The organism is Novosphingobium sp. PhB165 (assembly GCF_004341845.1).
Lineage (GTDB): Bacteria > Pseudomonadota > Alphaproteobacteria > Sphingomonadales > Sphingomonadaceae > Novosphingobium.
Genome location: NZ_SLVB01000005.1, coordinates 25,838 through 49,956, shown reverse-complemented (window position 1 = coordinate 49,956; position 24,119 = coordinate 25,838). Strand labels below are relative to the sequence as shown.

At 67.6% G+C, this 24,119-nt stretch carries 24 protein-coding genes; 9 read left to right on the top strand and 15 right to left on the bottom strand.

The annotated features are described in order from the left end of the window. The first annotated feature begins 72 nt into the window (after window positions 1-72). Window positions 73-2,172: a flagellar hook-associated protein FlgK gene (gene flgK, locus EDF56_RS14665; RefSeq protein WP_165912198.1), complete on the top strand. Its 2,100-nt coding sequence runs from the start codon at window positions 73-75 to the stop codon at window positions 2,170-2,172. Between the two features lie 11 nt (window positions 2,173-2,183). After that, window positions 2,184-3,092, top strand: a complete 909-nt coding sequence (locus EDF56_RS14660) for a flagellin (protein ID WP_132388703.1) — start codon at window positions 2,184-2,186, stop codon at window positions 3,090-3,092. Between the two features lie 96 nt (window positions 3,093-3,188). Here EDF56_RS14660 and EDF56_RS14655 read toward each other — a convergent pair whose 3' ends face one another. Both EDF56_RS14655 and EDF56_RS14650 read right to left on the bottom strand, forming a co-directional pair. After that, on the bottom strand, window positions 3,189-5,051 hold the full coding sequence (locus EDF56_RS14655; protein WP_132389524.1) for a hypothetical protein: 1,863 nt from the start codon (window positions 5,049-5,051) through the stop codon (window positions 3,189-3,191). Between the two features lie 11 nt (window positions 5,052-5,062). Next, window positions 5,063-5,350, bottom strand: coding sequence for a hypothetical protein (locus EDF56_RS14650; RefSeq protein ID WP_132388701.1), 288 nt, complete (start codon window positions 5,348-5,350; stop codon window positions 5,063-5,065). Between the two features lie 134 nt (window positions 5,351-5,484). Here EDF56_RS14650 and EDF56_RS14645 point away from each other — a divergent pair, with 134 nt between their 5' ends. Further along, a complete protein-coding gene (locus tag EDF56_RS14645; RefSeq protein WP_132388699.1) occupies window positions 5,485-5,898 on the top strand; it encodes a hypothetical protein in 414 nt (137 codons plus the stop codon). A 92-nt stretch (window positions 5,899-5,990) separates the two neighbouring features. On the opposite strand, the gene EDF56_RS14640 is transcribed toward EDF56_RS14645, so the two are convergent. From EDF56_RS14640 to EDF56_RS14625, 4 genes are read right to left on the bottom strand one after another with little or no spacing between them, the layout of a single operon-like run. After that, entirely contained in the window at window positions 5,991-6,707 is a 717-nt protein-coding gene (locus tag EDF56_RS14640) for a magnesium transporter (RefSeq protein WP_243652607.1), read from the bottom strand. Beyond that, window positions 6,704-7,318 (bottom strand): DUF6468 domain-containing protein, encoded by a 615-nt coding sequence (locus tag EDF56_RS14635; RefSeq protein ID WP_132388697.1) that lies wholly within the window; start codon window positions 7,316-7,318, stop codon window positions 6,704-6,706. Before EDF56_RS14635 ends, EDF56_RS14640 begins: the two co-directional genes overlap by 4 nt. Further along, window positions 7,315-8,334, bottom strand: coding sequence for a flagellar motor switch protein FliM (gene fliM, locus EDF56_RS14630; RefSeq protein WP_132388695.1), 1,020 nt, complete (start codon window positions 8,332-8,334; stop codon window positions 7,315-7,317). The genes EDF56_RS14635 and fliM overlap by 4 nt, the downstream gene beginning before the upstream one ends. Continuing rightward, window positions 8,331-8,858, bottom strand: coding sequence for a flagellar basal body-associated FliL family protein (locus EDF56_RS14625; protein WP_132388694.1), 528 nt, complete (start codon window positions 8,856-8,858; stop codon window positions 8,331-8,333). Before EDF56_RS14625 ends, fliM begins: the two co-directional genes overlap by 4 nt. 151 nt (window positions 8,859-9,009) lie before the next feature. Between EDF56_RS14625 and EDF56_RS14620 the strand changes: the two genes are divergently transcribed. From EDF56_RS14620 to EDF56_RS14595, 6 genes are all read left to right on the top strand, one after another. Then, window positions 9,010-9,753 (top strand): flagellar hook-basal body complex protein, encoded by a 744-nt coding sequence (locus tag EDF56_RS14620; protein WP_132388693.1) that lies wholly within the window; start codon window positions 9,010-9,012, stop codon window positions 9,751-9,753. A gap of 43 nt (window positions 9,754-9,796) precedes the next feature. Beyond that, window positions 9,797-10,585 (top strand): flagellar basal-body rod protein FlgG, encoded by a 789-nt coding sequence (gene flgG, locus EDF56_RS14615; protein WP_132388692.1) that lies wholly within the window; start codon window positions 9,797-9,799, stop codon window positions 10,583-10,585. A 4-nt stretch (window positions 10,586-10,589) separates the two neighbouring features. Beyond that, complete coding sequence (flgA, locus tag EDF56_RS14610; RefSeq protein WP_132388691.1) at window positions 10,590-11,036, top strand: flagellar basal body P-ring formation chaperone FlgA; 447 nt, start codon at window positions 10,590-10,592, stop codon at window positions 11,034-11,036. 20 nt (window positions 11,037-11,056) lie between these two features. Then, window positions 11,057-11,824: a flagellar basal body L-ring protein FlgH gene (gene flgH / locus EDF56_RS14605; protein WP_132388690.1), complete on the top strand. Its 768-nt coding sequence runs from the start codon at window positions 11,057-11,059 to the stop codon at window positions 11,822-11,824. Window positions 11,825-12,299: 475 nt separating this feature from the next. Further along, a complete protein-coding gene (locus EDF56_RS14600; protein WP_132388689.1) occupies window positions 12,300-13,139 on the top strand; it encodes a flagellin in 840 nt (279 codons plus the stop codon). Between the two features lie 453 nt (window positions 13,140-13,592). Beyond that, window positions 13,593-15,437 (top strand): methyl-accepting chemotaxis protein, encoded by a 1,845-nt coding sequence (locus EDF56_RS14595; RefSeq protein WP_347812987.1) that lies wholly within the window; start codon window positions 13,593-13,595, stop codon window positions 15,435-15,437. A gap of 87 nt (window positions 15,438-15,524) precedes the next feature. On the opposite strand, the gene cobU is transcribed toward EDF56_RS14595, so the two are convergent. From cobU to EDF56_RS14550, 9 genes are read right to left on the bottom strand one after another with little or no spacing between them, the layout of a single operon-like run. Then, window positions 15,525-16,034: a bifunctional adenosylcobinamide kinase/adenosylcobinamide-phosphate guanylyltransferase gene (gene cobU / locus EDF56_RS14590; protein ID WP_132388686.1), complete on the bottom strand. Its 510-nt coding sequence runs from the start codon at window positions 16,032-16,034 to the stop codon at window positions 15,525-15,527. Beyond that, window positions 16,031-17,485, bottom strand: a complete 1,455-nt coding sequence (locus EDF56_RS14585; protein WP_132388684.1) for a cobyric acid synthase — start codon at window positions 17,483-17,485, stop codon at window positions 16,031-16,033. The genes cobU and EDF56_RS14585 overlap by 4 nt, the downstream gene beginning before the upstream one ends. After that, the gene (gene cbiB / locus EDF56_RS14580; protein ID WP_132388682.1) at window positions 17,473-18,411 is read right to left on the bottom strand and encodes an adenosylcobinamide-phosphate synthase CbiB; all 939 of its coding nucleotides are present in this window, start codon (window positions 18,409-18,411) and stop codon (window positions 17,473-17,475) included. Before cbiB ends, EDF56_RS14585 begins: the two co-directional genes overlap by 13 nt. Next, complete coding sequence (locus EDF56_RS14575; RefSeq protein ID WP_243652606.1) at window positions 18,404-19,384, bottom strand: threonine-phosphate decarboxylase; 981 nt, start codon at window positions 19,382-19,384, stop codon at window positions 18,404-18,406. The genes cbiB and EDF56_RS14575 overlap by 8 nt, the downstream gene beginning before the upstream one ends. Then, a complete protein-coding gene (gene cobS, locus EDF56_RS14570; RefSeq protein WP_132389518.1) occupies window positions 19,381-20,094 on the bottom strand; it encodes an adenosylcobinamide-GDP ribazoletransferase in 714 nt (237 codons plus the stop codon). Before cobS ends, EDF56_RS14575 begins: the two co-directional genes overlap by 4 nt. Continuing rightward, a complete protein-coding gene (locus EDF56_RS14565; RefSeq protein WP_132388680.1) occupies window positions 20,094-20,678 on the bottom strand; it encodes a histidine phosphatase family protein in 585 nt (194 codons plus the stop codon). The genes cobS and EDF56_RS14565 overlap by 1 nt, the downstream gene beginning before the upstream one ends. Next, window positions 20,675-21,721 (bottom strand): nicotinate-nucleotide--dimethylbenzimidazole phosphoribosyltransferase, encoded by a 1,047-nt coding sequence (gene cobT, locus EDF56_RS14560; RefSeq protein WP_132388678.1) that lies wholly within the window; start codon window positions 21,719-21,721, stop codon window positions 20,675-20,677. The genes EDF56_RS14565 and cobT overlap by 4 nt, the downstream gene beginning before the upstream one ends. Beyond that, complete coding sequence (locus EDF56_RS14555) at window positions 21,718-22,125, bottom strand: DUF1636 domain-containing protein (protein ID WP_132388676.1); 408 nt, start codon at window positions 22,123-22,125, stop codon at window positions 21,718-21,720. The genes cobT and EDF56_RS14555 overlap by 4 nt, the downstream gene beginning before the upstream one ends. Beyond that, window positions 22,125-24,056 carry a TonB-dependent receptor gene (locus EDF56_RS14550; RefSeq protein ID WP_132388674.1) on the bottom strand — a complete coding sequence of 644 codons (1,932 nt, stop codon included), beginning with the start codon at window positions 24,054-24,056 and terminating at the stop codon, window positions 22,125-22,127. Before EDF56_RS14550 ends, EDF56_RS14555 begins: the two co-directional genes overlap by 1 nt. Window positions 24,057-24,119 lie beyond the last annotated feature (63 nt).

Here is a 24,119-nt window from a genome sequence, read left to right as displayed (position 1 = left end):
CAAGGCGCATTTCCAGCCGGTACTCCAAAATCCCCTTCCCATCCCTTCACGAGACTTGCAGGAAACCGAAACGTGTCCCTCAACCAGATTCTCAGTTCCGCCATGTCGGGCCTTTCGGCGTCGCAGGCGGGGATGCAAACGGTCTCCAACAACATCGCCAACGTCAACACCCCCGGCTACGCCCGGCAGAAGGTGTCGCTGGCGACGTCCGTATCGGGAGGCCAGGTCAGCGGCGTTGTCGTCGGCGAGCCCTCGCGCGTGGCGGACAAGTTCCTTGAGAACGCGGTCTATCAGCGTGCAGGCGCGGCCGGCCGGAGCGATGCGGCCAATTCCTATCTCGACCGGCTCCAGTCGCTGCTGGGCGCCACCGATTCCACGTCCAGCCTCACGGCGCAGTTGTCGTCCATTTCCAGCGCGGTCTCCCAGATCAGCGGACTTCAGGGCACCTCGCAGTCGATCGCGCTGTTCACGAGCAATATTTCGAACACGCTGGACACGCTGAACGGCCTGACCAAGGACGTCTCGAGCCTCCAGTCCGACGTCGAGAGCGAAGTCAGCGACACGGTCGCCCGCTCCAACGTGCTGCTGCAAAAGATCAACGACCTCAACGACCAGGTCGCCCGCCTCCAGGGCCTTGGCCAGAGCACCTCCGGCCCCGCCGACGAGCGCATGTCCGCGCTTCAGGAACTGAGCGGGCTGATGAGCGTGAACGTGCGCGAACAGAGCGATGGGCGCGTCTTCATCGACACCGCCTCGGGCCAGACCCTGCTCGACACGCGCCTGCGCCAGCTTTCGTACAATTCGGGCGCGGGTGCCGCGCAGGCGACGTACCCCTCGATCGATATCCGCTTCGCCGCCGATGACGGCACGATGGGCGCCGCCACCGGCGAGAAGATCGATTCCACTTCGGTGGGCGGCAAGCTTGGCGGGCTGCTGGACATGCGCGACCGCGTGCTCCCGCAGTTCAACGAGCAGCTCGGCCAGCTTTTCAGCGGCCTGTCCCAGCAGCTCAACAAGGTTTCCAACGAGGGCACTACCCTGCCCCCGCCCAATACCATGACCGGACAGGCCAACGGCCTTGTCGGCAGCGACCGCCTCGGCTTCACCGGCAAGGCGACGTTCGCGGTGGTGGGCAAGGACGGCACCCTCATCAACAAGACCACCATCGACTTCGACGCCCTGGGCGCCGGCGCCACGGTGGATGACGCGGTGGCAGCGATCAACGCGGGCCTCTCGCCCGATGCCACCGCCAGCATCGACGCCAAGGGCGTGCTGTCGATCAGTGCGGCGTCGAGCAGCAACGGCATCGCCATCGCGCAGGATCCCGATACCCCCAGCGACCGCGCGGGCGTGGGCTTCTCGCAGTTCTTCGGGCTGAACAACATCATCCGCTCGGACAGCAGCGCGCTGGCCCCGTCGGGCTTCACGTCCAGCGATCCGACCGGCTTCACTGCCGGCCAGACCTCTCAGATCGTGCTGCGCGATTCCAACGGCAAAGTGCTGTCCCAGTACACCCTGACCAGTGCAGCCGGTGACACCTGGGGCGATACGATCAACAACCTGAACGCCAGTCCGCTGGCCAAGTACGGCAGCTTCGCGCTGGACGACAGCGGCCGCGTCGCGTTCACCCCCAATGCCTCCAGCGCCGGATCGTCGATCTCGATCCCGTCGGATTCGACCAACCGCAACGGCACCGGCCTTTCGTTCTCGGCGCTTTCGGGCCTTACCGGCAATGCCAGCGGGCTGGCGAACGCCGAAGTCGATCCGGCGATGCTGGCGGATACCTCCAAGGTGCCGCTCGCCCAGCTCCAGCTCACTGCCGCCGTGGGCGAAAAGGCCGTGGGCGCGGGCGACTTCCGCAATTCCACCGCCTTCATCGACGCGCTGTCCTCCAATGCCGATTTCGGCAAGAACGGCAGCAAGACGATCGACAACTTCGCCAACGCTCTGGTCGGCGGCATCGGATCGATGGCCTCGCAAGCCTCCGACACCAACGACGATGCCTCGGCCCGGCTCAACGACGCGGTCAGCCGCCGCGACAGCTATGCCGGCGTCAACATCGACGAAGAGCTGGCCCAGATGGTGGTGCTCCAGAACAGCTACAGCGCCGCCGCCCGCGTGATGACCACCGCCTCGGACATGTACGACGCCCTGCTCGGCATGATCAGATAAGGAAGCAGCAGATGACCCGCGTTGCCACTATTCCCATGCAGAACACGCTTGCGAGCGCGATCGCGCGTTCGCAGGAAAGCCTGTCCGTCAGCCAGATGCAGCTTGCCACGGGCTCCAAGGCGCCCGACTATGCCAGCCTCGGCCTCGACGCCGTGCGCACGCTGTCGGCGCACTCGATGCTGGCCCAGCAGCAGAGCTACAAGGCGGTCGCCAGCACCGTTTCGACCACGCTGTCGCTTTACGATGCCAATCTCAACCAGATCGACTCCTCGCTTTCGGACTTGCGCACCCAGCTCATGACGGCGCTGGGCACCGGCGATTCGCCCAGCCTCCAGTCGACCGTCGAAAGCGCCTTCGGCGATGTCCGCGCATCGCTCAATGCCACGTCGGGCGGCGTGCCGCTGTTCGCCGGTTCGCAGACCTCGACCTCGCCGTTCCTGCCGAAGACGCTGGACGACACCAAGGGCCTGAATGCCGCCGACGCCTTCGCGAATGACGATGTGCACCAGTCGGCCCGCATGGGTGACGGCGTGGACGTGCAGTACGGCATCACCGCCAGCGACGCCGCCTCGGGCCTGATCCCGGCATTCCGCACGCTGGCCGAGGCCGGCCCCTTCGGCGACAAGCTGACCGACGACCAGAAGACCGCGATCCAGACCGCGCTGGGCCAGCTCGACACCGGGCTTGCGCAGGTCCGCAATGTCAACGCCGTCAACGGCCAGCGCCAGAACCAGGTGGATACGCTGTCGACGCGTGCCGACGACCGCTCCAACCTGCTCACCGAAGTGATCGGCGGGGTCGAGGACGCGGACCTTGGCCAGGTCGCGATCGACATCACGCAGCGCCAGACCATCCTGGAAGCGAGCTACTCGGTGTTCTCGCAGCTTTCGAGCATGTCGCTCACGAACTACCTCACCTGAGCCAAACGGTTCCCGGATTTCCGGGAACTGTCGCCAAACAAAAAGGGCAGGAGGTTCGACCTCCTGCCCTTTTTGTTTGGGTATCGCCCGCTGCTCTCAGTGCTTGGCCTGCTTGGTCGGAACCGGGGCCACATCGGGCGCGCGGTCGATCAGGTCGGCAAGGTCGCCAGCCGGGCTGGCCGAGGGCAGAGCCGCCATCGCCCGGCCGAGCGCACCGGCATCGGCGCCCATCGGATGCGACGTGAGCATCTCGAACACCGGCGCGGTCGGCAGCCCATTGAACGCCCCGGCATAGCGCGCATGCAGCGCCGTCAGCGCATCCTCGTGGCCGAGCATGGCCAGCGAGATCGCATGGCGCAGCACCACCGCCTGCCCGACCTGATCGAGCGCACGCGGCGGCGGCAGGCTGGACGCGGACTTATCGGCATAGCGCTGCCAGTCGCGGTGCTTCCACAGGATCTCCGCCTGTAGCGGCGTGCTGCCGGGCACGGTGTCGAGCACCGCCAGCGCCTCGTCGATGCGGCCGATCTGGCTGAGCGCCACGGCTTCCACCCGGTCGCGCTCGCCGATCATGGCGTCGGGGAAGCTCGGATCCTCGGACTTGCGCAGCGCCTCCAGCGCCTTGTCGGGACGGCCGGCAAGGATATAGAGGCTCGCCACCCGGCCCGAGAGCGGCCCGCGCGCAAGATCGCCCGCGCGCACGAAAAGCTGGTAATCGAGCAGGTCTGCCGCACGCTCGTAGAGCCCGGCAGCCTGCAAACGCTCGGCCAGACGGCTCGACAGCAGGTCGCCCTCGGCACCGCCGGGCGCTAGGTCGCGGTAGTCCCAGTAAAGCCCCGCGGCCTGATCGAGCGGCAGGTTGCGCGAAGGATCGAGCGCGGCGGTGAGCTTGGCGCGCAGTGCGGGCAGAATCGTCGCATCCTGCCCCTCCAGCCCGAAACCGCGCAGCAGGGCGGCGCCGCTTTCCAGCGCGCCGGCAATATCGCCGCGCGCGTCCTGAAGCCGGTAGGTCAGCCGCAGCGCGCGCTGCTCGATGGCATCGCCGCGCCAGCCGTAGCGCAGCGCTTCAAGCTGGCGCAGCGCATCGTTCATGCCGATCGTATGCGCAGCCACGCGCGCCTCGATCTCGCTGAGCTGCGCATCGGTGCGCTGCTCCATCGTGCCCGAGTGGGCGACGCGGGCGAAGCGCAGCCGCGCCTCGTCACCATGCCCTTGCAGCAGTTGCGCGCGCCCGCGCAGCAGGTTGGCGGCGGGATCGCTGTCCGGCATCGGCTGGAGCCATTCCATCGCCTTGTCCGGCTGCCCGCCCTCGACCGCCGATAATGCGGCAGCCAGCACGAACGGCTTGGGCCGCGCCGCGCGCAAGGCCGGGCGGGCGCAGGCCACTTGCCCCAGCGCCTGTTCGGCCAGATGGCTCGCCGCCAGCGCGCGCAGGCGCCAGGCACAAGCCTCGGGATTGACCGCAAGGCCGGACGAGGACAGCGCCGCAACCGCATCGGCATTGCGCCCGAGCAGCGTCAGGGCCGCCCCGCGCGCAAGGCGATAGCTGTCGACCATGGCAAGGTCGGGATCGTCCTGCACCATGACTTCGAGTACGCCGAAAGCCTCCGCGCCGCGCTCGGCGCCGACCAGGCTGCGCGCATAGTCCCAGCGCGCCTGCTGAAGTTGCGGTTGCGGCACACGGGAGATCCGGTCCCACGCCGCCGCCTGCGTCATCGCGCCCCAGGCCGAAGGGCCCAGGATCACCGGCTGCTGGGCAAGGTCTGCCGCAAAGCCGGGCAGGCGTGAGGCAGGGGGAAGCGCCTGCGGACCAGCCTCGGGAGCCGCGAGGGCGGCCGGTAACGCGGTGGGCGATGCGGTAGGCGATGCAGCGGGAGCAACCGAAACCGCCGTGGCACCGGGCAAGAGCGCGGCGCTGGCCGCGAGCAGCAATGCCTTCGTCGAACGCGAACGCGTCATGGCGGAACGGATCACTGGAATATGCCGGGGAACAGCAGCGAAGTGGTCACGAACAGCCCGCCCACCGTGCTGCCGATCACGAAAAGAACGATGGCACCGGCAACCCACAACAAGCTTGGGCTCGCATTGTCATCCTGACCCGCTTTGGCATTGGCAACGACAGACGGGGCCGACGCGCCCTGCTCGCCTTTGTCAGATCCGCCGGTATTGCCGGGATCGCCGCGCCGACGCGCAGGCTCCGCAGCCGGAATGCCCGAGGACAAGACCCGGACTTTGGCCGGGCTGGTATTGGTGTTCATTCTTGGCGCCCCCTGCGACGTTTACCGCATGTTACCGAATCCACTCTATTATAGAGGAGCAGGCTCCCTCGTGGGCCATGCGCTATCCGTATTCGTCCTGTCTATCAGACGCATACATGTAACTGGAGTTCCGCATGTCCTTAAGCGCCCTCAATGCCACCGCGGCCCTCGCCGTGGCCCTTGCTGCGGCTGCCGGACTCGCGCCCGCAGCCACGCAGGCCGCGAAGCAAGTCGATCCCGCCAATCTCATCACGCTCGAACAGATCGATACCCCGATCGTCGACGCCGGACGGATCGACGGCGTGATGCACGTACGCGTGGTGGTTGAGGCGCAATCCGCCTCCACGGCCACCGAACTGACACGGCGGATGCCGGAACTGCGCGCCGCATCGCTGGCCGCCTCCATCGAATTCGCCCGGCTCCGTGCCTCGCCGTTCGCCGCGCTCGATGTCGAGCGACTGTCGCAGACGCTCACCCCTGCGCTCAAGCGCGTCGATCCGAGCGTGGCCCGCGTCCTCATCGTGCGCGCCACCGCCTTCCGCAGCTGATCCGCGCTACCGCAAATACAACAAAGGGGCCCCACGCGCAGCGTGTGCCCCTTCGTCACATCTCCCCCTGAGGGGAGCGCTTTACCCCAAAATCAGTGCGCGGCCACCGGAGCTTGTCCCGGAGCCCCCGGCACCTTAGCCGGCCCCGCAAGCTTCGCCTGCGGCTTGGGCCGCGTCTGCGGCGGCGTCTGCGCCACCGGCGGCGGGGTCCGCACATGCACCACCTTGCGCCCTGCCAGAGACATCGAGAGTTCGACCGCCGCAGCGGGCGTCATGTAGGACAGGATCTGCGCGGTCACCTGATCGCGCATGCGGCGCGCAACCTGTGTCTGCACTTCCAGATCGAGCTTCTCGAAGATCGGCGCGGCGCGCTGCGGCTTCATGCGCTGATAGATCTGCGCGAGCGTGTCATAAGGCACCTCGGGCTGGTCCTGTCCGGAACGTCCCGGCGCCGGAGCGCCCGGCTGAGCCGGCTGCCCGGGCTGCTGGCCCTGAAGCTGCCCGGCCAGCCGCGTCTCACCGGCGCGAACGGCCTGCTCGCGCATTTCCAGCTTGCGGCGCTCGGCCGCCGCATCGCGGTCCCGCTTGCCGAGTGCGTCCTGAAGCGAAGCGCCAAGGCGGCCCGAAGACGCGCCCCCTGCTGCCGCATTGGGCTCGGGCGCGGCAGCGAGCGCCATGGCATTGGCCACGACCGCCACCCCGGCGACACCGAACAACAGGCGCGAGGGCTGGGTCATCCCGCGCAGCGCGTTCATCAGCCGGCTCATTCCGGTAACCGGAACGGGCAGATTGGCGGTTGCCGTGGTCATGCCGCGGCGCGCTGGGCGTTCGCGGCGCGTGCCGGGTGCATGACGATTTCGGCCGAAAGCTCACCGGCCTCGGCGATGGCAGCGGCGATAGCGGCCTCGACGAGCGGATCTGCCTTCTGGATCGGCGCCGTCGTGCGGGCGGGCGCCTTGCGGGCACGGCTCTTGCGGGGAGCCGCCGCCTTGCGGGCGGGCGCCTTACCAGCGGCCTTTTCGACGACCTTCTCGCCGGTTGCGGCGTCAGTGGCAGCTTCGGCCTTGACGGCGCGCTTGCGGCCGGTGCGGGCACCGGCCTTCTGTTCCGGCTGCGCGGCGGCAGCGACGATGCGCTCGGCCACGGCATTGCCGATCCCGACCATCATCGAAAGCTCATCGCGCATGGCTTCGGCTTCGGCAATCGTGTTGGCCTGCGCGATGCCGTCGGTCGCCAGCACGCGCTTCAGTTCGCCCAGCACGCCGCGCGCCTGCGCGGTGGCATGTTCCAGGCTCATGATGCCATCGGTCAGCGTGGCATTGCGGAAGGCCTTCATCCGGCGGTCGATCCGCCAGCCCTGCACCAGCACGGCCATGCACAGCGGAACCAGCGAAAGGTTGATCATGGTGGCAGTGTTCACTTCGGATACCCCCTTGAGATGTCGTTCGCCATGCGCACGGCGATGTTTCTCGAACGTTGCCCGATATGCGCGATCCCCAGCGGCACGCCGCCGCACTGGACCTGAAGCGCATCGTTCGGGCTCTGACTGAAAGCGATGGTCTGGCCGACCTTGAGGTTCATCACCTCTCGCAGCTTCATCTGTTTCTCGCCCAGCACCACGTCGACGGTGACTTCGGTGTGGGTGAGTTCGCTGGCCATGTGCGCGGCCCACATGCGGTCACGCCCGAGCTTTTCGCCCATGAAGCGTTGCAGCAGCTTGTTACGCACCGGCTCGATCGTGGCATAGGGCAGCAGCACGCTGAACTTGCCGCCGCGCCCTTCCATGTCGACACGGAAAGTCGCGACTGCTGCGATGTTGCTGGGCCCGGCAATGGCGGCGAAGCGCGGGCTCGATTCCATGCGCTCTACCCGCATGTTCACCAGCTCGATCGCTTCGAACGCCTGCGACAGGTCGTCGAGCGCCAGCTGCACCATCTTGGAGACCAGCATGGTCTCGATCGTGGTGAAGGCGCGGCCCTCCACGCGCATCGGGCGGCTGCCCTTGCGTCCGCCCAGCAGGGCATCGACCACGGCGTAGATCAGGCTCGATTCCACCGTGACGACGCCGTAGTTCTCCCACTCGGTCACTTGGAACACGCCGAACATGGCGGGCAGTGCCACGCGGTTCATGAACTCGCCGAAGCGGGTGGAGGTGATCTCCTCCAGGCTGACGTCGATGGCGTCCGACGTGAGGTTGCGCATGCTGGTGGCAAACGTGCGCACCATGCGTTCGCAGACCACCTCGAGCATCGGCAGACGCTCGTGGCTGATCACATTGGATTCGATGACCGCCTTGAGGCCGCTCTTGGGCTGTGCGGGCGCATCGCCGTCGAAGCCGAACAGCGCATCGATGCCCGCCTGATCGAAGGTATCGTCGCCCGACGCCTCCATCTTCGGCGGATCGGGCAGCAGGAAGTCGTCGAAATCGTCGATCATTGCTGGATCAGGTCCTGAATGAGCACGTCGCTGACCATGCCGGGCCCAAGCGCCTGCGTGGTCCGGCGCATCATCTCTTCCTTGATGCGGAACACCGCCGCCGACCCGTCAAGGTCATCCGGGCGCAGTTCGCGCAGGAACGGCTGGAGCGCGTCGAGCACCACCGGCAGCTTTTCCTTGACCTTGGCGGCCTTGCCCTCGTCCGCGGCGACAATGATGAAGCGCAACTTGAGGAAGCGCGCCGAGGCATCGCTGCCGCGCAAGTTGACCACCAGCGGCGGCACTTCGACATAGGAGGAGACGCCGGCCTTCGAGGCCTCCGAACCGCTCTCCGACGAAGCGCTCTCGCTGCTGCTGCTGGCGCTGCTGCCACCGGCGAACTGGCGATAGGCGAAATAGCCGCCCACCCCGCCGACAAGCAGCACGGCCACGGCCGCGCCGATCACGATCAGCCGCTTGCGCGACGATGACGTGGTCTTGTCCGCATCGACGGGCGCGACGTCGATGATCTCTTCACTGGACACTGTGAACCCCCTTGGCTCTCGCGAAGGCGGACCGGAAAAGTGAAATCCTTCATTCCGACCGCATTCGCGTTTTCGCCTCTATTATAGGATGACAATGCGGCAAATTTTGCCTTGTGCAGAAATCCGCGAACTTTTTCCCGAGGTACCGGAAATGGACGTTTCCTCCTTCGTTTTGCTGAGCCACGAACAAGCCTTGCGCCGCCAGTTGGACATCGTTGCCAACAACATGGCGAACACCAGCACGGTGGGCTTCAAGCGCGAACGGGCGCTGTTCCACGAATATGTCGAGACCGCGCAGGAAGCGCCGGTGGACGATGCGCGCAAGACGTCCTTCGTACTCGACTTCGGTACCGTGCATGACACCTCGCAGGGCTCCTTCCAGGCCACCGGCAATCCGCTGGACGTGATGATCGACGGTGACGGCTATCTCAATGTGGAGAGCCCGGACGGCGGCGTGGTCTATACCCGCGCCGGGTTCATCAAGGTGCTTCAGAACGGCGATCTGGCCACGTCGGGCGGACAGCGCCTGCTGGACGAGAACGGCCGCCCGATCAATGTGCCGGCCGACCAGATGAGCGGCATGTCGATCGCCGAGGACGGCACCGTGATGGGCAAGAACGGTCCGCTTGGCCGCCTTGCCGTGACCACGTTCGCCGATGAAAACATGGTCGACCCGCGCGGCGACGGCCTGTTCACCGGCACCGGCGGCAACATGCTGGCGGCCACGCAGACCAAGCTCAAGAGCGGCGGCGTCGAAGCCTCCAACGTCGAGCCGATCACCGAGACCACCCACATGGTGGAGATCCTGCGGTCCTATCAGACCAGCCAGCGGATGACGGCCGACCTTGCCGACATGCGCAAGCGCGCGATCGACCGGCTGAGCAAGGTCAGCTGACCCAGAATAACCGCCGACAACCCATTCTCACGAAGGAGCCATCATGCGTTCGCTCTCCATTGCCTCGACCGGCATGCTCGCGCAGCAGACCAACGTCGACGTCATTTCGAACAACATCGCCAACATGAACACCACCGCGTACAAGCGCCAGCGCGCGGAGTTCCAGGACCTGCTTTACCAGCAGGTCTCGCGCCCCGGCGCGGCCACCAGCGCGGACGGCACGCAGGTCCCCTCGGGCATCCAGCTCGGCGCGGGTGTGAAGACCGGCGGCATCTACCGCATCACCGAACAGGGCGCGCTGACCAACACCGGCAATACCTATGACCTCGCGGTCGACGGTCAGGGCTATTTCCAGGTCATGCAGCCCTCGGGCGAGCTGGCCTATACCCGCGCCGGCTCGTTCCAGCTTTCGGACCAGGGCGAACTCGTCACCACCGACGGCTACCGCGTCCAGCCGGACATCACCATCCCGCAGGGCGCCGTCAGCGTTACTGTCTCGAAGACCGGCGAAGTGCAGGTCAAGATGGACGGCCAGACCAACCTCCAGACCGTCGGCCAGCTCCAGCTCGCCACTTTCGTCAACGAAGCGGGTCTCGAAGCGATCGGCTCGAACCTCTATCTGGAAACCGGCGCTTCGGGCCAGCCGACTGTCGGCAATCCGGCCGATCCCTCGTTCGGCTCGATCAACCAGGGCTTCGTCGAGGCATCGAACGTCAACCCGGTTTCGGAAATCACCTCGCTCATCACCGCGCAGCGCGCTTATGAGATGAACAGCCGCGTGGTGAAGACCTCGGACGAGATGCTCCAGACCTCCACGCAGACCGGCGGCTAAGGTCATGGCGGCGGCGATCCTGTTCATGCTGGCGGCAGCGGCTCCGGTCGCCGCTCCGGCCGTACCGGAAATGGTCAAGGCCCCGGTGCTCGTCCGCACGGTCGAGCGCGGCGAGACGCTGGGCGCCGGGGACTTTACCCAGTCCCCGCTCGCCCCGGGCTCGGCGCGCGGCGCACTGTCTCCGGCGCAGGCCGCCGGGCAGGAAGCGACGCGCCGCCTGAACCAGGGCGCGCCGGTGCGGGCCGGAGACGTTGCCGCCCCGCGCCTCATCCACCGGGGCGAGGCGGTGACGATCTCGGTCTCCACCGCCACCATGCACATCTCCTCGGCCGGCCGCGCGCTGGCCGATGCCGGCAAGGGCGAGCCCGTGCGCGTGCTCAACCTTGCCACCAACCGCACGCTCGACGCCGTCGCCGACGGGCCCGGGCAAGTCAGTATCCCGATGCGTTGATCGCGAAGGACAGTCTCATCATGAAACCGACTTACGCCCGTCTCGTGCCTGTCCTGATGGCCGCCACGCTGCTGACCGGCTGCGGCGCCGTGGGCCGGCTCAAGAACGTGGGCAAGGCACCGAAGCTGAGCGAATCCGAAGCGCCGGTGGCCCCGCGCCTCGAACCCTCCATCGGCAATCAGGGCACGACCGATCGCGGCGCCGTGGACGATCCCTCGCTGGCGCCGGGCGCGCGCGGCGCATCGCTGTTCCGCACCGGCGCGGGCGCGTTCTTCCATGACCAGCGCGCCTCGCGCGTGGGGGACATCGTCACCATCCGCATCAACATCGCCGACAACGCGCAAGTCGACAACACCACCACGCGCACCCGCGACGGCAAGGAGACCGCCGGCGTCGCCGCGCTGCTGGGTCTGCAAAGCCACATCCAGAAGGTGACCGGTTCCGACCCCTCGGCCCTGACCGACACCAATTCCTCATCCAGCGCCGTCGGCGTGGGCAAGACCGCGCGCAGCGAGCAGATCAACATGACCATCGCCGCATCGGTGGTGGGTGTGCTGCCCAACGGCAATCTCCAGATCCGTGGCCGGCAGGAAGTGCGCGTGAACTACGAGCTGCGCGAACTCGTCGTTACCGGCGTGATCCGGCCCGAGGACATCGCGCGTGACAACTCGATCAAGCATTCGCAGATCGCCGATGCCCGCATCAGCTACGGCGGCCGCGGCCAGCTGACCGACGCGCAGCAGGCACGCTGGGGCCAGCAGATCTACGACGCGCTGTTCCCGTTCTGATGGGTTTCAGGGGGCACAACGGCTTCTGAATTTTGAAGCCCCACCTCAGACCCAATACATCGTCGCCCCCGCGTAGGCGGGGGCCCCGCTTCCTTCTTCCTTGCGCTCGAAGAACAAGCGGGATCCCCGCCTTCGCGGGGATGACGGGTTTTGGTAGCGGGTGCGAGAATTCGGCAGGCCGCCCTGTTCCGGTAAGACATGAAAAAATAAAGGAGGGGGTGCTGCCACGTGCGGCGCCCCTCTTTGTTTTGAGGCCCTTCCCGCTTTGAAAAAGGCCCGAAAGCGCCTTTCCATCTGCTTCAGCTAGGCAAATTTTGCCGCCCTCTCAAATAAATAGCGCGGATCGCGTCCGGTCTCCCCAAGCACGTTCCTAGAAGAGTCTTGCGGGCCTGAAGAAGCAGGTCTGCACGGGGACCGGCGTACTCCGGTTCAGGCCGCAGAATTCGGCCTTAATATTCTGGAAGGAATGAAAACGATGTCGTTTTCCGTCAAGACCAACGCCGGCGCAATGGCCGCCCTTCAGTCGCTCAATGCCACCAACCAGTCGCTGTCCACGACCCAGAGCCGCATCAACACCGGCCTGAACGTGTCCTCGACCAAGGATGACTCGGCAAAGTACACCGTCGCGCAGACCCTGCGTGGCGACCAGGGTGGCCTGGCCTCGGTAACCTCGTCGCTCAACAACGCCAAGAGCGTTGTCGACGTCGCGGTTTCGGGCGCAGAGCAGATCTCGGACCTCATGAACGACATGAAGTCCAAGGCCTACGAAGCTGCCTCGGCAACCGACTCGGGCACGCTCAGCGCGCTCCAGAAGGACTACGACGGCCTGAAGTCGCAGATCGACTCGATCATCAAGTCGTCGGACTTCAACGGCGTCAACCTGCTCGACAGCAGCGGCGGTTCGGTCAGCTCGCTGCAGACCCTCGACACCAGCAACCTGCTGAAGGTCGGCAGCGTTAACCTGACTTCGCTGAAGGGCTCGTCGACTGTGAGCCTCGGCTCGCTCAGCGGCAGCACCGACCTTGCTTCGGCATCGTCGGCCGCTACTGCAGTGACCAACCTCGATGCCCTGTCGACGGCTCTGAACGACAAGCTCAGCACCCTCGGTGCCGCTTCGCGTCAGATCGACGGCCAGCTGGACTTCACCAGCAAGCTCAGCGACACCATCGAGACCGGCATCGGCAACCTTGTCGACGCCGACCTCGCCAAGGAATCGGCGAAGCTTCAGGCCCTGCAGGTCCAGCAGCAGCTGGGCGTTCAGGCTCTGTCGATCGCCAACCAGGCGCCGCAGACGATCCTGTCGCTCTTCCGTTAAGAGTCGACCGGCGGCCTTTCAGCCCCCAAGCAGAAGGCCGGCACGTCATGGAGGCCAGGGTGGTTCGCCATCCTGGCCTCTTTTTTTAATTCGGTCCGCAGTCGCCGGAACAGACGCGAATTCCCCTTGAACGGGGCCACTTTGAAGAATGCGCAAAAGCGCATGCCTGGCGCGGCGCCGGCCGCCCCCCATCCGACCGCCCGGCGGGCTTATGCTCGGACGGTGGGATGGGGAGCGGATCGCAGCCGCAGGTCCGGTCATGGCCGGATTTTCAAACAGTCTCGCAGCCTGCCCGAATTCGATGCGAAGCCGATGAATTCTTGACCGGATCGTTGCCCCAAGCCGCCCGAACCGCGCCGTCATCCTATAATATTCATGGCGCGCCGATGGCGGGGCCGACCCCTTCAAGCTGGAATTGGACCTAAGATGCTTGATTCTCTAAATAATTGGCGGTTGCCCAAAAAGCTTCTGGCCGCCTTTATCGTTCTCGGCGTCATGCTCGGCGCTGTGGGACTCAACGGCTTTCTTTCGACCCGCACGCTGAATACCATCGCGCAGACGCATGTTCAGCGCGGCGTCGGCGGCATGTCCGCGCTTGCCGACGTGATCAGCAACGTCAAGGAACTGCGGATCATCGTTTACAGCTACTACAACGCCGCCGATGCCGACGATGCCGCCAAGCTGCGTGACCGCGTGAAGAGCGGCAATGACGAACTGCTCAAGTCCATCGACGCGTTCGACAACATTGCCGATGACTCGCTCAAGCCCGATATCGCCGAAATGCGGCGCGTGGCCGGCGAGCTTACCCAGGTCAACGATCGCATCTTCGATCTGCGCACCAAGGGCGATTTCCCGGGCGCCATGGCGATGATCAAGACCGAGGGCAAGCAGGCCTCGCACGACACCATCGCGCAGGCCCAGAAGCTCATCGACATGATGCGCAAGCGCACCGCCCAGAAGGCCGCCGAAGGCGAAGCGACCGCCGATACCGCGATCTTCCTTGCCATCAGCCTGGCCAGCGCGGGCATCATTTCCATCGTGCTTATCTGGCTGGCGATCAACCGCTCGGTCGCGGTGCCGATGGGCCGCATCGCCGAAGTGACCACCACGCTGGCCGAAGGCGGCAAGGTTGACGTGCCCTTCCGCGACCGCCGCGACGAAATCGGCGAGATCGCCGAAGCCGTCGAGCAGTTCCGCGCCGCCGCCGAAGCCCGCGCCGAGATCGACGCGCGCATCGCCGCCGAACAGGAAATCGTCACCACCACCCTGCGCTCCAGCCTTCAGGCGATCCGCGAAGGCGATCTGACGCAGACCATCTCGGCCGAGTTCCCGGCCACGTATGCGGAGCTGAAGACGAACTTCAACGCCGCTCTTGCCGCGCTGCGCGACCTGATCGGCGCCGTGGCCGAAAGCGCCGTCGCCATCCGCACCGGCTCGGGCGAGATCGCGCAGGCGTCCGAAGACCTTGCCCGCCGCACCGAAAGCAATGCCGCGAGCCTTGAAGAGACGTCGGCCGCGATCACCCAGATGGACGACCGCCTGCGCGCCACTGCCGCCGCTGCCGGCCGCACCGTGCAGCGCGCCGACGGGGCGATGGGCGTGGTCGAATCCGGCCGCTCGATCGCCGACGAGGCCGTTCAGGCCATGGGCCGCGTGAGCGAAAGCGCCAAGGGCATCGACTCGGTGATCGAAGGGCTCGACAAGATCGCCTTCCAGACCCGCGTCCTTGCGATGAACGCCGCTGTCGAGGCGGGCCGTGCCGGTGATGCCGGTCGCGGCTTCGCGGTCGTGGCCGATCTCGTTTCGGCGCTCGCCATGCGCTCGGAAGAAGAAGCCAAGCGCGCCCGCGAGCAGCTCACCGCCACGCAGACCGACATCGGTACTGCGGTGGAGGCCGTGCAGCGCGTCGATGGGGCGCTCCAGAACATCTCGGGCGACGTGACCGAGGTGCACACGCTGCTGAGCGACATCGCCACCGACAATCAGGCGCAGTCCTCGACGATCACCCAGATCAGCGCCGCCATCGGCACGATGGATCAGGCGACGCAGCAGAACGCCGCCATGGTGGAGGAAACCTCGGCCGCCGCGCGCAACCTCAACAGCGAGGTCACCGCGCTGTCCGACCGCGCCGCGATGTTCCGCATCGGCAACGAGCCGCGCGGTGCCGCACCGGCCCGCCCGGCCGCGCGCCCTGTCCCGGCCGCCATCACCACCAGCCAGGTCGCGCCGCAAGTCAGCGCTGCCCGCAAGCCCGCCATCGCGCTGGCGACCGGGCAGGACGACTGGGTGGATTTCTGACGCATTGATCTCCGGCCGGCTGCCCTTTGGGCGGCCGCCTCATCCTGAAAAGGCCGCCTCTTCGCAGGCGGCCTTTTTTGTGCGCGGCTACTTCAGCCGCAGCGGCAGACCGGCCGCGACGAAGACCACGGAATCGGCAATCGCGGCAATCCGCTGGTTGAGCCGCCCCGCCTCATCGCGGAAAGCGCGGCCCAGCGGGGTTTCCGGGACAAGGCCCAGCCCGACCTCGTTGGCCACCAGCGCAATCGGGCAAGGACAGGCGGCCACCGCGGCGCAGAGCGCATCGAACCGGGGCGCCAGCGCGATCTCGGCCAACATCAGGTTGGACAGCCAGAGCGTGAGGCAATCGACCAGCACGGCATCGGCCTCGTCGGCCCCGCGCGCGATGGCGGCGACGAGATCGAGCGGCGCCTCGATCGTGCTCCAGCGCGGGCCCCGCTCCTCGCGGTGACGAGCGATGCGCGCCTCCATCTCCAGGTCGAGCCCCTCGCCGGTGGCGATATAGGCAAGACGGCCAGGAAAGCCCTCGATCAGGGCCTGCGCATGGCGGCTCTTTCCCGAACGCGCGCCGCCGAGGACGAGAGTGCTCCGGGTCATGGGCGATACTCCGTAAGGGCCAGGAGGCCATCTATGTCGAGATGCTCCTCCATGGCGGCGGCGAGTTCGTTCAGCGCGGCATCGACTTCGGCATGGTGGTCGCGCCGGTCGCTCGCCGCGCCAAGACGGGCGAGCAGTTCGGCACGCAGATCGGTCGAGGCGAGCAAGCCGTGGCAGTAGGTTCCGATCACGCGTCCACTGGCATCGACGGCGCCGTCGGGCCGATCTCCGTCGAGCATGGCGAACGGCGCTGCCATGTCACGTTCAGTGACGCCCATGTGCATCTCGTAACCGGTCAGGTTCACGCCGAGTGCGGTGCCCGAAACCTCGCGCAGGGCCTTGCGATTGCCCAGCACCGTCGTGACATCGAGCAGGCCCAGCCCCGCCATTTCACCCGGCTCGCCCTCGATCCCCAGCGGGTCGGCAATGGTCCTGCCCAGCATCTGGAAACCGCCGCAGATGCCCAGGATCATGCCCCCGCGCCGATGATGCGCGAGCACGTCGATATCCCAGCCCTCGGCCCGCATGAAGGCCATGTCGGCCAGGGTCGCCTTGGAGCCCGGCAACACGATCAGCGCAGCTTCGGCCGGAATCGGCGTGCCCGGTGGGATCATCGCGACCTCCACGCCGGACTCCTGCCGCAGCGGATCGAGATCGTCGAAATTAGCGATGCGCGGCAGGATCGGGCAGGCGACGAGCAGCTTGCCGGAGCCGCCGCCCAGCCCGCGTTCGAGCACCACGGCGTCCTCGCTCGGCAGGCGGCCGACCGCGCTCTGCCACGGCAGCACGCCATAGCCGCGCCAGCCCGAGCGCTGCTCGATGGCGGCATAGCCATCGGCGAAAAGCGCCGGATCGCCGCGGAACTTGTTGATGAGAAAACCCCGGATCTGCGCGGCATCCTCAGGCTCGATCACCGCGCGGGTGCCCACCAGCGAGGCGATCACCCCGCCCCGGTCGATATCGCCGATCAGCACCACGGGAACGTCTGCTTCGCGCGCGAAGCCCATGTTGGCGATGTCCCCGGCGCGCAAGTTGATCTCGGCCGGAGAGCCCGCGCCTTCGACCACCACGAGGTCGCAGCGCGCCTCCAGCCGGCGGTAGCTGGCCATGACTTCGGGCAGCAGCGTGCGCCGCGCCTCGCGGAAATTGGCACTTCCCAGTGTGCCGCGCACTTCGCCGTGAACCACCAGTTGCGAGGTCCGGTCGGCCTGAGGCTTCAGTAGAACGGGGTTCATGTCGACATGGAGGGGCGCCCGCGCGGCGAGCGCCTGAAGCGCCTGCGCGCGGCCGATCTCGCCGCCTTCCGGGGTGACGGCGGCATTGTTGGACATGTTCTGCGGCTTGAACGGCAGCACCCGCAAACCCCGGTTGACCAGCGCACGGCACAGCCCCGCGACCATGACCGACTTGCCCACGTCGGAGCCGGTTCCCTGCAACATCAAGCCAGCCATGCTACTCCTAACGCGATAAGTCCCAGCAGCCCGCAGGCCCGGCGGTAGATCGCCAGTGCCCGCCGCAAATCCGCCGCCTGCGCTTCGGCGCCCTCCTCCCCGATCCACGGCTTGGCCGCAAGCACGCCGTCATAGGTGACGGGCCCGGCCAGCCGCACGCCCAGCGCGCCCGCCATCGCCGCCTCCGGCCATCCGGCATTGGGCGAGGCATGGCGGCCATGGTCGCGCGCCAGCACGCGCCAACCGCCCGCTCCGGCAAGGCAGAGCAACACACCCGCCAGCCGCGCCGGGATCAGGTTCGCGAGATCGTCGATCCGCGCCGCCGCCCAGCCATAGGCGCGCAGCGGCTCCTCCGGATGGCCGATCAGGCTGTCCGCCGTGTTGATCGCCTTGTAGGCCCAGACGCCCGGAAGTCCGCCGACCAACAGCCAGAACAGCGGCGCGGCGACGCCGTCGCAGAAGCTTTCGGCAAGGCTTTCGATCGCGGCCCGGACGACGCCCGCCTCGTCAAGTTGCGCGGTCTCGCGGCCGACGATCATGCCCACCGCGCGCCGCGCGGCGGAGAGGTCTCCGGCCTCCAGCGCGGCCAACACCGGGCGCACATGATCGTCGAGACTGCGCGCAGCCAGCGCGGGCCACGCCAACAACGCGAGTGCAATCCATGCGAAGTTCCCGGCCACGGCGCGGACGGCGAATTCGGCCAGCAGCGCCGCGCCGACAACCCCGCCGATCAGCGCGAGCATCGCGCCAAGCCCCGCAATGCGGCGCAGGAACGCGGGCCATGCCGCGCGGTTCAGCACGCGCTCGCAGGCACCGATCACTTTCGCGAAAAAGCCCACCGGATGGCCGGTCAACGCATGCAGTCGCGACGGCCAGCCCAGCAGTGCCTCAAGCGCCAGCGCCGCGACGGCGACCGGATCAGCCATGGCCCAGCGCCGCGTCGAGACGCGCCAGCGCGGCGGCATCGGCGGGCACGCCGAAGCGCAGCCAGTCGGGGAATTGCTCGAAGGGGCGCACCAGTATCCGCGCGCGGGCAAGGCGTTCGAAGACCTCGCCAGCCGCGCAGCCGGTGACCAGACGGAACAGCGGGCAATCGCCGCGCGGTTCGAGGTCGTGACGCCGCAGCACCGCATCCAGCTTGGCGGCGCGGGGGGGAAGCTCCTGCCGGGTCCTGGCGATCCAGTCGATATCGCCATAGGCGGCCGCGCCGATGGTCAGCGCCGCCGTGTGGAGGGGCCAGCTTCCCATCAGTGCGCGCAGCGTGGACAGGATCTCCGGCGGCGCCAGCACGAAGCCGAGGCGCAGCCCGGCGAGCCCGAAGAACTTGCCGAACGAACGCAGGACGATGAGCCGGCCTCCGTCCACCGCATCGGCCACGCTCGTTTCCGGGCGGCAATCGGCGAAGGCTTCGTCCACGATCAGCCAGCCACCCTGCCGTTCGATCCGCTCGGCCCAGTCCACCACATCGCCGCGCGCGTGCTGAGCGCCATCCGGATTGTTCGGATTGGCCATGACGACCACTTCGGGCGCGGCCGGTTCCTCGCCAAAGCGCACCGGGCGGGATTCCGCGAAAGCCTCGACATGGCTGCGATAGCACGGCACCAGCGCGCGGCCCGGCAGGCCTAGCACATGCCCGAGCAAACGCAGCGCCGTCTCGCTGCCGGGGACTGCGCAGCACAGCGCCGGATCGACGCCAAAGTGGCGAGCGGCGACGGTCTCCAGCCGGGCGAGCCCATCCGGGTCGGGCAAGGCGCTCCAGTCCGGCGTCAATGCGGGCGGGATCGGCCAGGGCACGGGATTGAGGCCGGTGGAAAGGTCGAGCCAGCCCTCCTGCACGCCGCCGAACAGCCGCGCCGCTTCCGCCACGCGGCCGCCATGGTGCAGGAACCGCGCGATCACCGCAGCACCACCAGCGCGGCGAGCAGCGCGGTTTCGACAAGCTCGATCCCCGCGCCGTGCCCGTCGCCCGAAATGCCGCCGATCCGGCTCTTCAACCAGCAGCCCCAGAGCGGCACGGCAAGGAACAGAACGAGCAGAGACGGCGCGATCAGGGCTCCGGCCAGTACCGCCAGCAAGCACCAGACAGCGAGATGCGGCCACCGGATCGCGCTGCGAAAACGGCTTCCGAGCCCTTCGTGCAGCGGCGGCAGGGCCATGGTCCAGAACAGCGGCCCGATCCGCGCCAGCGCGGGCACCAGCAGGAGCGCCCAGACCTGCCCCGGCATCAGCGCATGGAGCAGCACCAGCTTGGCCAGCAGTTGCAGCACGATAGTGACGACCGCAAAGCTGCCGACATGGGGGTCGGCCAGAACCGCCGAAAGCCGCGCCCGGTCCTTGTGCGCGGCGCCCGTGGCATCGGCGATGTCGCCAAGCCCGTCGAGATGGAGCGCGCCCGTCACCGCGACCCAGGCGACCAGCCCGGCCAGCGCCGCCAGCCAGTCCGCCCCGGCCTTCGCGCCCAGCCACCAGCATCCGGCGACCAATGCCCCCACCACCAGACCCGCCAGCGGAAACCAACGCATCGATTTCGCAAAGTCGTCATTATCCGCGCGCACGGCCGGCAGTGGCAGGCGCGTCAGGAACTGAAGCGCGAGGACGACTTGCCGGATCACGCGCTACCCCGGTCCAGCGAGACGATCTGCGCGGCCGGGAGCCGTCCACCCGTTTCCGGCCAGAGCCGCAGGCTGAGCAGCGCGCTATAGCCCAGCTCGAAAGCCCAGACTTGCCGGTGATCGAAGCCGAACAGCACCGAGAGCACAGCGCGCATGGCACCGGCATGAGTGACAACCAGTGTTGCGCGGTCGATCCCGCGCAGGGCCTCGGCAATGCGGTTGCGCAACTGCGACCAGCGCTCGCCGCCGGGCGGGGCGGAGCCTTCCGGATCGTCCCAGAACCGCGTCTGCACGGCGGGGTCCAGCTCATGCGGGGCCATGCCGTCCCACTCGCCGAAATCGAGTTCGCGCCAGCGCCGGTCGGAGCGGTGCGGCAGTTTCCGCTGGCCGGCGATCTGCCGCGCGGGGACTTGCGAGCGCGAGAGGTCCGAACTCAGCACCTGGGCGAAGTCCAACCCATCCGCCCGCAGCACGCAGCGCGCGGTACCCGATGGAAGCGGCGGATCGTCGCGATGGCCGAGCAGGAGGCCCGGTTCGCGTGGCTCGCCGTGGCGCATCAGGTGAAGGACAATGCCGTTCACGCGGTCTCCGTTCCGGCGCCAACTCCGGCCTGCGCCCCGGCAACGGCGGCTTCGGCAAACGTCGCCATGCCTTCATGGGCCGCCAGGGCCGAGAGCACGACTTGCGCCGCCACGGCCGCGCCGGAGCCTTCGCCAAGGCGCATGCCAAGGTGGAGCAGCGGATCGAGGCCCAGCTTCTCCAGCAACCGCACGTGCCCCGCCTCGGCCGAGCAATGCGCGGCCAGACAGTGGTCCAGCACGCCGCCGTTGTCCGCGAAGAGCGGCGCCAGCGATGCGCAGCAGATGAACCCGTCGAGCAGGACCGGAACGCGGTGATGCCGCGCCGCCAGCACGGCGCCCGCCATCGCGGCGATCTCGCGGCCGCCAAGGCGGCGCAGCGTCTCGAAAGCGTCGGTGCAATCGGCGCCGTGGAGCGCCAGTGCCGCTGCTACCGCCTCGGCCTTGCGCGCCATGCCCGTGTCGTCGAGCCCGGTGCCACGGCCGGTCCAGTCGCGTGCCTCGCCGCCGAAGACTTGCGCCGAAAGCGCGGCGGCAGGGGTGGTGTTGCCGATGCCCATCTCGCCCACGAACAGCAGGTCGGTTTCGGGCCGGACCACGGCGGCGCCAATATTGATCGCCTGAAGGCATTCGGCCGCGCTCATGGCCGGCTCATGCGTGATGTCGCCGGTCGGCCGGTCGAGATCGAGCGGCACCACGCCCAGTTCCGCCCCGCAGGCGCGCGTCAGCGCATTGATCGCCGCCCCGCCCGCACGGAAATTGGCGACCATCTGGTGGGTGACTTCGGGCGGATAGGCGCTCACCCCGCGCGCAGCGACGCCGTGGTTGCCTGCGAAGATCACCGCGTGGATCCGCTCGGCGCGGGGGATTTCCCGGCCCTGCCAGCCGGCCATGAAGACCGCGATCTCCTCCAGCCGGCCCAGCGAGCCGGCGGGCTTGGTCAGCTCCGCCTGCCGCCGCGCGGCCGCATCGGCAGCCTCGGCGTCGGGTGCGGGAAGATCGGCAAGCGCGGCGGCGAAAGCCGCGCTGTCGGCGAACATGGTCATGTGCAGATATACCCTTCGGGGGGAGTGCGGGTGATGAAGTGGCCTTTCACGCCCTGCGGCCATTCGCGGTAAGGGACCTGCCCTTCCTCGCTGGCCGCGTGGCGCACGGCATATTCGAGGATCGCGCGCGCGGCCTCTTCGTCGGGCGTGAAATCGCCCAGCACATAGCCCACCTTGCCCGGCGCGCGCAGATGAACGGCGCAGTGGCGCTGGCAGGCGAACAGGCAGGGCATCTCCTGGACCGCCACGCCTTGCAGGCCCGGTTCGGCGGCCTGCACCGTGCGCATGGCCTCGGCCAGCAGCGCGCCGCCGCGCTGCCCGCCTTCGTCCTCGCGCGCAGCGGCCGAGAACCGGCAGGTGCTGCAAACCACCACCGACGGTCCCGGCTCGACTGCGTTCAACATCAGAACTGGCTCCTCAGGCCCAGGTAAACCGTACGGCCGAGCGAATTGTAGCCCGCCGCCGTCTCGTAGTCCTTGTCGGTCAGGTTTTCGATGCGGCCCTGAAGCATGAGCCCGGGGGCAACTGTCCACTGGGCGCGCAAGTCGAGCAACCAGTAATCGTCAAGCTTCGCCGTGCCGGTGGCGGCGTTGTAGCTCTCGCCCGAATAGCGCGCGGCGATGCTGGCGCGGATGCCCTGCGGCAGGTCCACGCCGCCCTCGATATTGGCGAGATGGCGCGGCACGCGCTGAAGCTGGCGGCCATAGGTGCTGCTGTCCGGCGTGCGGTCCTCCGCCTCGATCAGGCTGTAGTTGCCTTCGGCGAAGAGCACCTTCCACTTGGCGGACGCCGCCAGTTCGAGGCCCTGCGCATGGGCCTTGCGGACATTGGCGTAGTAGCCGAAGCGCTCGGTGGTGGTGCCCGGGATGTAGCAGATGTCCGGCAGGGTGCCGCTGGTCGGGCAATAGGCGAAGTCGATCAGGTTGTCGGTATCGCGCTGGAACCAGGTGGCCGAGACGTGGAACAGGTCGCCAAGGCCCTGCTCGGCGCCCACCTGCCAGCCCTTGGCCTTTTCAGGCTGGAGGTTGGCCGCACCATAGTCGCTGAACAGCTGGTAGAGCGACGGGGCCTTGTAGCCCTGATCGTAGCTGGCGCGAATCACGGTCTTGCCCGCGTTCGGCGTATAGGCCGCGCCGGCGCTGAACACCGTGTTGCCGCCGAAGCGCGACTGATGGTCGTAACGCGCGCCGCCGCTCACGGTGAGCCCGGTCACCGGGCTGACGCGCAGTTCGCCGTAGACGCTGTTGGTATCCGCCTTGCTCGGCGTGAGCACGTAAGGATCCGTGCTGTCCGTGGGCGAGGCGGTAGTCATCCGCTGCTCCTCGCGCTCGGCGCCGAAGACGGCCTGCACCGCGTCCGAGAAGCTGTAGGTGCCCTGATATTCGTAGCGGCGCACGCGGCCATGCGCATCGAACGTGAGCTGCCGGATGGTCTGCGCGGGATCGAAGTTCTGGCGGTCGGTCTCGGTCTGGGTCACGGCCACGCGGTTGACCAGCTTGCCATCCAGCAGCGCGAAGTTGAGCCCGGCGTAGCCCGCCCACTCCTTGTTCACGCCATAGGCGAGCGAGTCCCCGCCGAAGCCGTCGAAGTCGTTATGCGAATCCGACCAATAGCCCTTGAGATCGATCGAAACGCCCGGCGCGACGCGATATGTGAACGACCCGTTGGCCGCAGACCGGCGATAGCCATCGGGCTCGGTGCCCTGATCGCTGGCCGAGATGCCATCGGTGGTGAAGCGCGAGGCGGAGACGCGCCAGTCGATGGAATCCGACGTGCCGCCCACGCCGGCACGCGCCGAGACGGTATCGTGCGTGCCTGCTTCCACCGCGAAGCTGCCTTCCAGCGGCTTGGTCGGGGCCCGGGTGGTGACATTGATGACGCCGCCGATGGCATCGCTGCCCCAGAGGATCGACTGCGGACCACGCAGGATCTCGATGTGATCGATATCGTCGGTGAAGAGATTGGAGAAGGCATAGCCGCCCGCCGTCGAGGACGGATCGGCGAGGCGCATGCCGTCGATCACCATCGCGCTCTGGCCGGCATCGGCGCCGCGAATGCGCAGGCTGGTGGTCGTGCCGTAGCCGCCGTTGCGCGAAAGGCTGATGCCCGGCGTGCGCAGCAGCATGTCGGTGAGGGCGATCGGCTGCGCGGCGACGATCTGCGCGTCGTCGAGGACGGTCACCGTCTGGGCAACGCGATCGGCCGCCAGCGGGGTGCGCAGCGCGGTAACGACGATGCTGTCGCCGCTATCTGCTTCGTCGGCGAAAGCCATCGTCGGGCAGGCTGCCGCGAGGGCCGCGAGCGAAACCGTGGTGGCGAAAATCCGGAACGTCATGGGTTTTCCTTCAAACAAGCATCGAAGACCCCCGCCGAAGCGCGAGCACCGGCAAGGCAATGG

Excerpts from the sequence above, each read along its gene's own strand:
- EDF56_RS14645 (WP_132388699.1), top strand. The coding sequence starts at position 5,485 with ATGTCCTTAAGCGCCCTCAATGCCACCGCGGCCCTCGCCGTGGCCCTT.
- cobU (WP_132388686.1), bottom strand. The coding sequence starts at position 16,034 with ATGACCCGGAGCACTCTCGTCCTCGGCGGCGCGCGTTCGGGAAAGAGC.
- cobT (WP_132388678.1), bottom strand. The coding sequence starts at position 21,721 with ATGACCATGTTCGCCGACAGCGCGGCTTTCGCCGCCGCGCTTGCCGAT.
- fliM (WP_132388695.1), bottom strand. The coding sequence starts at position 8,334 with ATGATCGACGATTTCGACGACTTCCTGCTGCCCGATCCGCCGAAGATG.
- EDF56_RS14655 (WP_132389524.1), bottom strand. The coding sequence starts at position 5,051 with ATGACGCGTTCGCGTTCGACGAAGGCATTGCTGCTCGCGGCCAGCGCC.
- EDF56_RS14600 (WP_132388689.1), top strand. The coding sequence starts at position 12,300 with ATGTCGTTTTCCGTCAAGACCAACGCCGGCGCAATGGCCGCCCTTCAG.
- EDF56_RS14550 (WP_132388674.1), bottom strand. The coding sequence starts at position 24,056 with ATGACGTTCCGGATTTTCGCCACCACGGTTTCGCTCGCGGCCCTCGCG.
- flgG (WP_132388692.1), top strand. The coding sequence starts at position 9,797 with ATGCGTTCGCTCTCCATTGCCTCGACCGGCATGCTCGCGCAGCAGACC.
- cbiB (WP_132388682.1), bottom strand. The coding sequence starts at position 18,411 with ATGGCTGATCCGGTCGCCGTCGCGGCGCTGGCGCTTGAGGCACTGCTG.
- EDF56_RS14660 (WP_132388703.1), top strand. The coding sequence starts at position 2,184 with ATGACCCGCGTTGCCACTATTCCCATGCAGAACACGCTTGCGAGCGCG.
- EDF56_RS14555 (WP_132388676.1), bottom strand. The coding sequence starts at position 22,125 with ATGTTGAACGCAGTCGAGCCGGGACCGTCGGTGGTGGTTTGCAGCACC.
- flgH (WP_132388690.1), top strand. The coding sequence starts at position 11,057 with ATGAAACCGACTTACGCCCGTCTCGTGCCTGTCCTGATGGCCGCCACG.
- EDF56_RS14640 (WP_243652607.1), bottom strand. The coding sequence starts at position 6,707 with ATGACCACGGCAACCGCCAATCTGCCCGTTCCGGTTACCGGAATGAGC.
- EDF56_RS14650 (WP_132388701.1), bottom strand. The coding sequence starts at position 5,350 with ATGAACACCAATACCAGCCCGGCCAAAGTCCGGGTCTTGTCCTCGGGC.
- flgA (WP_132388691.1), top strand. The coding sequence starts at position 10,590 with ATGGCGGCGGCGATCCTGTTCATGCTGGCGGCAGCGGCTCCGGTCGCC.
- EDF56_RS14585 (WP_132388684.1), bottom strand. The coding sequence starts at position 17,485 with ATGGCTGGCTTGATGTTGCAGGGAACCGGCTCCGACGTGGGCAAGTCG.
- EDF56_RS14620 (WP_132388693.1), top strand. The coding sequence starts at position 9,010 with ATGGACGTTTCCTCCTTCGTTTTGCTGAGCCACGAACAAGCCTTGCGC.